This window comes from Tessaracoccus sp., from assembly GCF_016714275.1.
Classification (GTDB): Bacteria; Actinomycetota; Actinomycetes; order Propionibacteriales; family Propionibacteriaceae; genus Arachnia.
Genome location: NZ_JADJNP010000009.1, coordinates 17836 through 26923, shown reverse-complemented (window position 1 = coordinate 26923; position 9088 = coordinate 17836). Strand labels below are relative to the sequence as shown.

The 9088-nt window shown below is 67.4% G+C and carries 12 protein-coding genes; 4 read left to right on the top strand and 8 right to left on the bottom strand.

Features of this window, described 5'->3' with window-relative positions:
• Positions 1 to 60: 60 nt before the first annotated feature.
• The 7 genes from IPJ61_RS19880 to IPJ61_RS19850 all read right to left on the bottom strand — a co-directional run bounded on the left by IPJ61_RS19880 (position 61) and on the right by IPJ61_RS19850 (position 5878).
• Complete coding sequence (locus IPJ61_RS19880; protein ID WP_297112006.1) at positions 61 to 444, bottom strand: hypothetical protein; 384 nt, start codon at positions 442 to 444, stop codon at positions 61 to 63.
• Positions 441 to 806 carry a DUF7768 domain-containing protein gene (locus IPJ61_RS19875; RefSeq protein WP_297112004.1) on the bottom strand — a complete coding sequence of 122 codons (366 nt, stop codon included), beginning with the start codon at positions 804 to 806 and terminating at the stop codon, positions 441 to 443. The genes IPJ61_RS19880 and IPJ61_RS19875 overlap by 4 nt, the downstream gene beginning before the upstream one ends.
• Entirely contained in the window at positions 806 to 1360 is a 555-nt protein-coding gene (locus IPJ61_RS19870) for a hypothetical protein (RefSeq protein WP_297112002.1), read from the bottom strand. The genes IPJ61_RS19875 and IPJ61_RS19870 overlap by 1 nt, the downstream gene beginning before the upstream one ends.
• A 136-nt stretch (positions 1361 to 1496) precedes the next feature.
• Entirely contained in the window at positions 1497 to 2093 is a 597-nt protein-coding gene (locus IPJ61_RS19865) for a hypothetical protein (protein ID WP_297112000.1), read from the bottom strand.
• Positions 2094 to 2165: 72 nt separating this feature from the next.
• Positions 2166 to 3089, bottom strand: a complete 924-nt coding sequence (locus IPJ61_RS19860) for an AAA family ATPase (protein ID WP_297111998.1) — start codon at positions 3087 to 3089, stop codon at positions 2166 to 2168.
• Positions 3086 to 4243 (bottom strand): hypothetical protein, encoded by a 1158-nt coding sequence (locus IPJ61_RS19855; protein ID WP_297111996.1) that lies wholly within the window; start codon positions 4241 to 4243, stop codon positions 3086 to 3088. The genes IPJ61_RS19860 and IPJ61_RS19855 overlap by 4 nt, the downstream gene beginning before the upstream one ends.
• A 72-nt stretch (positions 4244 to 4315) precedes the next feature.
• Positions 4316 to 5878 (bottom strand): SNF2-related protein, encoded by a 1563-nt coding sequence (locus IPJ61_RS19850; protein WP_297111994.1) that lies wholly within the window; start codon positions 5876 to 5878, stop codon positions 4316 to 4318.
• Between the two features lie 131 nt (positions 5879 to 6009).
• On the opposite strand from IPJ61_RS19850, the gene IPJ61_RS19845 reads away from it, so the two are divergent.
• The 4 genes from IPJ61_RS19845 (at position 6010) to IPJ61_RS19830 (ending at position 8841) form a co-directional block, all read left to right on the top strand.
• On the top strand, positions 6010 to 7647 hold the full coding sequence (locus tag IPJ61_RS19845; protein WP_297111992.1) for a P-loop NTPase family protein: 1638 nt from the start codon (positions 6010 to 6012) through the stop codon (positions 7645 to 7647).
• A gap of 53 nt (positions 7648 to 7700) precedes the next feature.
• Entirely contained in the window at positions 7701 to 7991 is a 291-nt protein-coding gene (locus tag IPJ61_RS19840) for a hypothetical protein (RefSeq protein WP_297111991.1), read from the top strand.
• A gap of 144 nt (positions 7992 to 8135) precedes the next feature.
• Positions 8136 to 8543, top strand: coding sequence for a hypothetical protein (locus tag IPJ61_RS19835; RefSeq protein ID WP_297111989.1), 408 nt, complete (start codon positions 8136 to 8138; stop codon positions 8541 to 8543).
• 13 nt (positions 8544 to 8556) lie between these two features.
• Positions 8557 to 8841, top strand: a complete 285-nt coding sequence (locus IPJ61_RS19830) for a hypothetical protein (protein WP_297111987.1) — start codon at positions 8557 to 8559, stop codon at positions 8839 to 8841.
• A 16-nt stretch (positions 8842 to 8857) separates the two neighbouring features.
• On the opposite strand, the gene IPJ61_RS19825 is transcribed toward IPJ61_RS19830, so the two are convergent.
• Positions 8858 to 9079, bottom strand: a complete 222-nt coding sequence (locus IPJ61_RS19825) for a hypothetical protein (RefSeq protein WP_297111985.1) — start codon at positions 9077 to 9079, stop codon at positions 8858 to 8860.
• Positions 9080 to 9088 lie beyond the last annotated feature (9 nt).

Here is a 9088-nt window from a genome sequence, read left to right as displayed (position 1 = left end):
GACAGCCGACCCGGCCACATTTACACCCATCGGTCCGTATGCAACGCACGACGATGCCTCCTATCGACGCGGCAGCCGCGGCAACGCCACGCCCGCGAGCACACGCTTGAATGCCTGAATGTTCTCGAGCGCAGCGCAGAACCGCCGCATCTGCGCCGTCGTCAACGCCGGGATCTCGCTGCAGAGACAGTCAGCGAGATCACCCAAGTAGAGCTGGGCGCAGACGGCACGCGCGAGCACGTTGCGCAGGTTGGTGTCTTCTACGGGGCTAAGGCCACCGCCGACGACGTTGCCGAACACGAACCCGGCACCCTGCGCAACTCCGACCGGTACCATCTTGACCGACGGCGGCGACCGACCGGGGCGCCGGCGCGTGACGGTGACGTCGACGATCAGGTCGTACGCGTCGTACGTGCTTGGCCGTGACTTGACCGTGACCTTCACGGCGCCCACTCTCCGCTAAGCATCCGGTACTCGACGGTGTGCCCAGGAATCGTCGCGGCGTGCTCGATGCCAGCACGCATCCCTGATGACATCCCGCGGTCGGTGTAGACAACCGTCGCGTGTGCCGCCGGCCGCCACGCGAACCCGGCGGCGATGCCATGCGCGCGCTCAGCTGCGTTCGTGTCGTCGAGGACACCCGGTTGGGTGTACAGTCCGTGCGACGCAAACGGCGCCTCGCCACGGCGGAGGCAGTCCGCCAGGCAGGCCCGCAGGTAGCGGACGTTTTCGGCCGTTGCGTGTGCACGCTCGGCGGGTGTGTCGCCCCGCCCCGCAAACGGTGACTCGACGATGACGAGGCGCATCAGGTGTAGTCCATGGGCTTGGCGTAGTCGCCGATCGCCTCGTAGACGGACGCCAGGCCGCCCGGCGTCCAAAGCAACGGCGAGTCGTAGCGGATGTAGAAGCCAGACGTCGTGCTCGGGTTGCGCCGGTACGTCGCCCACGAGACCGAGGGGTCGGCGATGCAGGCGATCCGACGGTCGGTAACCAGCGTCCGCATCGCACGGTAGAGCGTCCGCTCGGCGACCGAACCAAAGTCGTTCACGACGTCGTAGTAGATGTGCTTGAACATCCGCGGGCTACGCAACGGGACGTGCGCGTAGGCGCACTCGATCACCGTCGTCCCGACGTGCGGCTGAGCATCCGCATCCGCGTCATCGCCGGTGTCGGCTTCGGCTTCGTTAGCGGCGACGGCGTCCGCGACGCTGACGGCGCACGCGGCCGCGTTGGCGCTGGCGGCCGCGACACGGATGACGTTACCGCGACGACCGTGCGCCAGATGTAGGAAGTCATCCGGGCACCGGTCATCACGACACCATTGAAGCAGCTCGAAGTCGACGTCGCGCATGCGCCTCACGAGGACGTAGAGGTTGGATGAGATCGAAGAAATTGGCCGATACGGGCAGGAGTTCCACCTGCACACCCATCCGGGTGCCACCGTCGACGGTGCCGCCGTAGGACTCAGGAACTGCGAGCCTGCGGCTCGCCTTGCGCTAGCGCGCGCGGGGCGGCGGCGCCGCGGGACGCGCCGCCGGGGCCGGCGGGCGCGCGGGCGGGGCCGACGGGGCGCGGGCCGGGGCGGCCGCCGGCGCCGGAGCCTGCGGCTGGGCCGCCGCCTCGACCGGACGCTCGGCCGACAGCTCGGCGTTGGTCGCCTGCTTCTCCTCGCCGGTGACCGGGTCGTAGTAGTTGCGCTGCTTCAGGGTCACGGTGGCGTACATGCGCCGGCCGACCGCGTTCTTGGTCTCGAACTGGAGGTTCACGGGGTTGATCCCGGGGACCTGCAGCGCGTCCCGGAAGACGGCCGCGATGCGACCCTTGTGGCCCGGCTTGACCTTCGGACCGACGCACAGGAACCAGCTGCGCACGGTCTCGCCGTTGCCCTCGCCCTCGCTCAGGCACTTGAACTCGGCGACGAGGTTCTTGCCGTCGCCGGCCTTGGTGTCGGCGACGGTCAGGCTCGTCAGCTCGAACAGGTGCTCGCCCGCCGGGATGGTGGGCATGTTGCTGCTGCCGTCCCATGCCTTGATCGGGGCGGCATCCGGGGCCACGTCGAACCCATCGAACACGAAATTCTCGGTCTCGCTCATCTGTACCTCGTGGCCACGGAAAGCTCCGTGAACCGGTGGTGTTGTCACGGGCGGAGTGCCCGGTGATCCTGGTCAGCGCGCGCGGGTGCGCGCGGGGGGTGTCGCGGCCGCAGCCGCCGCCGGAGCCTGGGCCGCCGGCGCAGCCGGCGCCTTGGCGCCGGGCTTGTCGAGCGCCGCGCGAGCGGCGTCGTAGAGATTGGCCGGCAGCGCCGGGCGTGGCGCGAACTCGGGCAGGCCCAGGCACTCGGCGATCTGCCGATACGTCGGGTAGTGCACCCGATCAGGGATCTTGCCGTTGTCACGACCGCCGACGACGTAGCCGGGGAAGTTCCGCGTGACCGCCTCGAAGACGGTCGCCTCGTAGGGCGGCGGTGCGGTCCCGTCTTCGCCCGGCGCGTCCTGGAACACGTGCTGGTACTTGTGGTGGTAGAAGATGTGGTCGCAGCCTGCCGCGAAGCGGTACTTCGACTTGCCCGACAGCATCGGGCCACCCTCCGACTTGTCCTCGGGCGGCGTCGCGAGCGCCGTCCAGACGACGTTGCACGGCCACTTGTGAACCTGGGTGCGGAGGTTGCTGAGGTGCTGCGCCATCGCGCCGTAGAGCGACCGCGTGTCGACGCTGCCGGTACGGAGCATCTTCTGGTGTTGGTCGTTGAACCACGACTCGGCGTAGAACGTCAGCGAGTCGAAGACGACCGTGTCGAAGTAGCCCTGCCGGACCCACTGCTCGACGTGCGACATCGCGATCGTCACCTGGACCTGATCGCCGACCGGCATCACGATGATCTCGCGGTCGGCGTGATAGAAGTCCTCGACGTTCATGTTCTCGAGCGTCACCCACCCGCGCTCGGACATATCCGAGATGAAGACGGGGTTGGGGAACGTCGCCGCGAACTGCGTCTTGCCGCAGCGCGTGTTGCCGTAGCAACAGAACGTCCGGTACTTCGTGCCCGACTGGTCGCCGGCGCCAGGCCGGATGCGGATCGGCAGAGTCATGGAGCCTCGATCTCGCGCTCGACGTCGCCGCCGGCGCAGTGTTCGTGGAACTGGCAGAGCGTCCGGTAGCGCGTGACGCAGGCCGCGCGCATGCGCGGGTAGCAGTTGGTCGCCTCGGCCATGCGCATCTGTCCGGTCGTGTAGAGCAACGACTTCGCGTGGTCGCGCAGGATCGCCGGCGGCGGCATCACCCACGCACGGATGAACTGCGGGTTCTGCGTCTTGATCAGCAGGTTCACGCAGGCGCCACGCAGCGGTCCGAACCGGCGGTGGTAGCCAAGCGCGTTGTAGAGGTTGATCTCGCCCAGGATCTGGCCGTCGTTCTTCCACTGCTCGCGCGTGACGAAGGAGTTGTCGGCGGCGCTCTTGTGGTTGCAGATGTACACGCCGGGCAAGATGCCCGGCTGCGCGATCTCGACCTTGAAGACGAGGTCCCACCGGCAGCTGAAGCCTGTGCGCGGATCGACCGCAAGCTCCTCGACGGCGAGCGGGATCATCCAGGCCGACTCCTCCTGGTGCCAGACACGGTAGCTGTCGAACAGGCTCCACGCCTTGTCGACGAACGTCGGCGTCACGCTCGCCGTCATGAAGTAGCGGCGGGCATCCTCGGGCGTCAACGGGTACGCCGGGTCGATCCACCGGCTGTAGTGGATCGCGAGGAAGATGTGGGCGATCGAGCCAACCTCGAGCGCCTCCGAGAGATCCCCGCCGAGCGCCGCGTCGCGTGCGCCGTAGGTCTTCTTCCAGAGGTAAGGGCACTTCTGGAACGTCGAGACGCTCGACCAGCCGTAGGAGCCTGACGAGCCGCCCAGGTAGGGCAGGCCGGCCGCCTCGAACAGCGCCTTGGCCGCGGCCTCGACCGACACGAACGCCGAGGGGCCGTTACCCAAGGTGACCATGGCGACGCCATCGGTCGTGATCACGCCGGCCGAGAACGCGCCCTCACCTAGCGGCGCGTCCGCAGGCTCGGCCGCCACCGTGTAGATGCCCTCGGCATCGACGCCGTACTGGTCGTCGAGCGAGAGCCCCAGGTGGTCCGCGACGTGGACCTGGCAGGTTGCGGACTCCGGGTGGAGCCACAGCCCGTCGTAGGACGACGGCGCAAGCGGAGCTTTGCACAACGCGCAGTTGTGCTTACGCTTCGGTAGTTTCATGTGGTTAGGCCGCGGAACGCAAGAGGGAGGACCGCGACGAGGGATACCTATCACGGGGCCCTGACACGGACGCTAGACCCACGTGGTGAAATCCGCCGACCGGCCCGCGAGCAGCGCCCGCAGCTCGTCCAAGACCGAGCCGTCGTCCACATCCTGTGGAACGTCGATCCGGAACGCCGAACCGGCGGCAGGCATTGCGGAAACGTCGGCGCGCTGCATCTTCGCTCGCGTGCTATCCACAAGCATCCGCTCGACCGGATGGTCGACACGAAAAAAAACGATCGTCATCGGTCGGCTGGCGTCGAACGTCCGCATCGTGGTCTGGTAGGTGACGGCCGGCGTCCAGTCGATCTCGACCACGAACGCGGTCGTCGCGTGCGACAGATCGAGCCCGACCTGCCCCACCGCCAGCGTCGCGCAGAGGATTCCGTCCGGGCTCGCGCGCCAGGCGTCAAGCGCCTCGGTGCGCTTTTGGATCGACAGATCGCCGTGCAACATGAACGTCGCCCGACCTTGTTTCTTGAGCCGATCCGCGATCTTCTTGATGACGCGTTGCTTGTGCCACCCCCAGATCACGAGCGGCTTGGCGTACGCCATCGCCCGCTCGACGACCGTCTCGATCTTGATGACGCCGGTCGCCTGTCGGTACCGCGCCAACGCACCGATCGTGTTGTCGTCGGTGTCGAGGAGAGCGCCGCGCATCTCGGCGGCGGTCTCGTCGAGGACGGCAAGATCGTCCGCGCTGACGGGCACGTCCACGACCTCGTAGTTTGTCGCAGGCAACTCCGGTGCCTCGGTCGACCACCGCGCCTCGAAGACGACCTCGGTCCGCCGCTGCATAAACTCCTCACGGTTGGACAGCTCGCCGTAGACCCAGCCGTACTCACCCATCGTCGGCGAGGCGTATCGCTGGCTGAACTCGTGGTGCGAGCCCCATGCACCGGGGTTCGTGATCGCCAGCAAGGGACCCAGCCCACGCGTCTTGTTCCACAACGGAGTGCCGGTCAGAGCGATGACGCGGTCGGCCAGGCCGGCAAAGAACCGGACGGCCTTCGTCCGCTGAGACGTCGGGTTGGACAGCAGGTGGATCTCATCGACGATGAGCGTGCGCGGTCGGACGCTGGTAACCTGTTGGTGCGTCAGGATGTCGTAGTGGGCGAAGACGAACCGAGTACGCCGGAGCTTCTCGATGTCCGGCACCGTACCTTCAAGGACCAACGTCTCCGCGCGCGCGCCCGGGAACATCCGCTCGATCCAGGTCAGCCACACCTCGCGCACGTCGAGCGGCGCCAGGATCATCAACAAGCCGTTGGGCTCATGCAGGCTCAGCGCCAGCGGTGTCTTCCCGAGCCGGGGTTCGGCGACCACCAGTGAGCCGCGGCGGTCGGCCATCCATGTCCGCGCGCGTGTCTGCCAAGGGCGCAGCGTCAACGACTTCGGCAGCACCGGCGGCACGCCGACAGTCAACTCCGGGATCGGGTGACCGTGTGCGGCCAACAAGGGCAAGTGCGTTCGGTGCACCTCGACGGTGCCGTTGGTCCGGTAGACGACACCAGGCACCGGCCCGAGCTGCCGAGCCCACTCAAACGGGATGGTCCACCAGTCCCAACGGCCGGCGGGACGAACTGCGTCCATGACTACGGCCTGTACCACAGGTCCCTGTCAGCACCACCGCTTGTGGCCGTGGACGTGCGTGACCACAAGACGTTGTTCGTGTGCGTCGACCCCTGCCAGGCGTCAGCCTCCCCTGATAGAGTGCGCGTCCGGTGGCTCTCCTACCCGCGGAGTACGCAGCACAGCGCGCGAGCATCGCGCTCATTCTCGAGGCGATGCGCCGCGCACCCGCCACCGAGACGGCCCAGCACATCGCCGCGGCGATCTTGCGGATGGAGACCGAGACGACCAACAGCCAGTTCTTGATGGTCGACAGCGACCCGCACCTGTTCAGCGCGTTCACGCGCAAGCTCCTGCCGCTCAACCACGGCGACGCGCGCTGGGCGACCCACCTGCTGATGGTCTATGGCCTCAACACCAAGGACCGTGAGATCACGCCCAAGGTCACGCAGGCGCTTGCGAGCTACGCGATGTACAACGGCCGCAAGACGTCGGTCCGACGCTGGGCTGCGTACTGCAACGGCGCGCTCTACCTGTCGCGCTACGACGGCACGATGTACCGCGTCACCGGCGCCGGCGTGATCGAAGGGCCCAACGCGTTTCTCATCGACGATGCCTGGCAACGCCGCCTCGGTCGCAGCGACCTGACGCCGGGGCCCATCGGGATCGAGATCATCGACAACGGCCGCCCCGTGCTGTTCGCCGACGACGACAACGGCAACGTCCCGCTCGAGCCGGTCGTCGGACGCAACGGCGCGCTGTTCCGGCTACTCCAAGGCGTGACCTGGGCCCTCGACACGGGCGGCCACATGCGCCCGAAGCATCAGGTTCAGGCGCTGATGATCTGGATGCTCGCGGTGGCATTCTCGGACCTGTTCCCGACGAAGCCGTTGCTGATGGTTGAGGGTGCGCCGGGCTCAGGTAAGACGACGATCCTACAGATGATCCAGCACGCGTTGTTCGGGAGCGTCGACCCGTTCACCGTCAGCAAGGACGGCCTCCGCGACTTCTGGGTGACGCTCTTGCACTCGCCGATCATGGTGCTCGACAACCCCGACGACCCGATCGACTGGCTCGCCGACAACGTCTGCGCATACTGCACGAAGGGCTACCGCGCCGAGCGCAAGCTCCACACGAACACGGGCCGCGTCGAGATTCGCCCCCAGTCGTTCATCGCCGTCGCCTCGAAAGACCCCCGGTCGTTCCGACGCGACGACGTCGTCGACCGGTCGATCGTGCTCCGGCTCGGGCCGCGGACCGCGCGCGGCAGCGAAGGCGCGGCCGCACTCGCGGCGTACATCGAACAACGCCGCGCCGAGATTTTCGGCGAGTGGTTGTACTACCTCAACCGCGTCGTCGCGGCGTTGGCCGTCGAGCCACCCCGCCGGACGACGACGCGCCTCGGTGACTTCGAGGTCTTCGCCTACGCGGCCTGCCGCGCGCTGGGCTGGCAAAGCTCGATCGTCGTCCCGGCGCTGCTCGACGCGCTCGCCCGTGAGCGGACCGCCTTCGCCGCCGAGTCGGACATCGTCCTCGACATCCTCGCCGACTGGGCGGCGTTCGAGCCGAACACGACCCGGTGGGTCACCGTCCAAGAGCTGTTCCGCGATCTGTCGACGATGGCATCAACCGCCAACCGCCCGTTCGTCCGGACGCCGCAAGCGCTCGCGCAACGCCTTCGGGCACCGCACCTCCGCGTCCTCTACGAGGTAGACGAGACGCTCGAGGGCGACCAGCGCCGATACGCGATCCGGCGGCGGGTGACGTCCGGCGAAACCGCGCTCAACTAATCGGCTTTCTTCCGGGCTGTCATGGTCCCGTGATATCGTCCTGACCCAAGCCGATGACCATCAGCACCATCTCCGCGGGTTGGCGGATCGCGTTCCTCCGACGCGATCCTGACGGCGCGCGTACGTACTACCTCTTGGACGTCGTCGGGCTCGCGCTCGGTCAAGACGAGGTGGATTCGGTCGTGATGCTGCCGACCGGCAAGACGGCGTTGGCAAGCCAGATCCCCGACCGGGCGTTCGCCGTCGGGCCGACCGATGACGCCGCCAAGATCGCACAGGCGCACGCGGCGCAGCACAAGTACGGCGCCTGGCGGTTGCAGCACGGGTCGAAGGACGTGCACTAGTGGCAGCCACGCCGCCAGATTCGTACGTCGGTGGTAATATCGAGCCTAAGCGGTACGTCACCGGGCGGGTTTACTACCTCCGGCTGATACTCCGAGAATACGGCGCGGCTTTTCGCCGGTGCCGTTAGCGTAGACTTCAAAAAAATGTCAGACCCCGGTGGTACCACCAGGGGCGATGACCACCACCAGCTACAAGATCGCCTCCGACCTGTTCCTCGTCCGCGCGCCGACGCCAACCGCCGCGCAGACACGCGTCGTCAAGCCGAAGCCGACGAACCACGTCGTCGTCGTCGACGTCTCCGGGTCGATGTCCTCCGAGCTGCCGAAGCTGCGCAGCCAGCCCTCGCGACGCTGCAGCTCCACGCCGAGCGCCTCGCGGCGGCCATCAAGGTCCACCTCAGCGCGAAGTCGCAGATGGTGACCGCCGTCGTCGTCGGGCAGGTCTGGTTCAAGGAGTTCAAGAGCCTCGACGAGAACACCTACACGCTGACCACCACCCAGGGCCCGGTCAAGGTCACGTTCACGCAGCGCGAAGTCGAGATCGAGATCTGATACGCTTGTGCGCATGGCCGCCACCCACGCGAACATCTGCATCCGCCGCAACCGTCCCGCCTTCGCACGCAAGCAATACATGAGCTGCAAGCGCATCGCGCGCATCGACACCATCGCGCAGGCAGCACAAGTCGCCGCGCGCGTCGCGCGCAAGGCGGGCCTGCAGCCTGGCGAGTACGTCGCGATCCGGCTCGGCGGCCGGCGTCCCGCGCACGACGAAGGCAACCTCTACTGGTTCTTCATGCGGCACGGCAAGGTCGAGTGCCGGCGGGGCGCGATGTTCGGGCCACGCTGCTAACGCCGCGCCGCCGTAGTTACCACCGGCCGCGCTTGATCGCGGCGTCGAGTCGGCGCTGCGCTTCGGCGGCCAGCGCCGGCGTCGTGTCCCAGTCGACGATGGCATGGGCGCCTCGGCGGCCCTTCAACGCGACGTAGTATTGGTTCCCCGGCTTCCCGCAACGGACGATCTGTGCACCGGGCTCGATGCGGTTGATGTAGACACGCGCCTTGACAGGGGTCTTGGGGCAGCTGGCCATGACAGCTAC

Coding starts and splice junctions, on each gene's coding strand:
- IPJ61_RS19875 (WP_297112004.1), bottom strand. CDS start 806: ATGCGCCTCGTCATCGTCGAGTCACCGTTTGCGGGGCGGGGCGACACA.
- IPJ61_RS19865 (WP_297112000.1), bottom strand. CDS start 2,093: ATGAGCGAGACCGAGAATTTCGTGTTCGATGGGTTCGACGTGGCCCCG.
- IPJ61_RS19860 (WP_297111998.1), bottom strand. CDS start 3,089: ATGACTCTGCCGATCCGCATCCGGCCTGGCGCCGGCGACCAGTCGGGC.
- IPJ61_RS19855 (WP_297111996.1), bottom strand. CDS start 4,243: ATGAAACTACCGAAGCGTAAGCACAACTGCGCGTTGTGCAAAGCTCCG.
- IPJ61_RS19850 (WP_297111994.1), bottom strand. CDS start 5,878: ATGGACGCAGTTCGTCCCGCCGGCCGTTGGGACTGGTGGACCATCCCG.
- IPJ61_RS19840 (WP_297111991.1), top strand. CDS start 7,701: ATGACCATCAGCACCATCTCCGCGGGTTGGCGGATCGCGTTCCTCCGA.
- IPJ61_RS19835 (WP_297111989.1), top strand. CDS start 8,136: ATGTCAGACCCCGGTGGTACCACCAGGGGCGATGACCACCACCAGCTA.
- IPJ61_RS19830 (WP_297111987.1), top strand. CDS start 8,557: ATGGCCGCCACCCACGCGAACATCTGCATCCGCCGCAACCGTCCCGCC.
- IPJ61_RS19825 (WP_297111985.1), bottom strand. CDS start 9,079: ATGGCCAGCTGCCCCAAGACCCCTGTCAAGGCGCGTGTCTACATCAAC.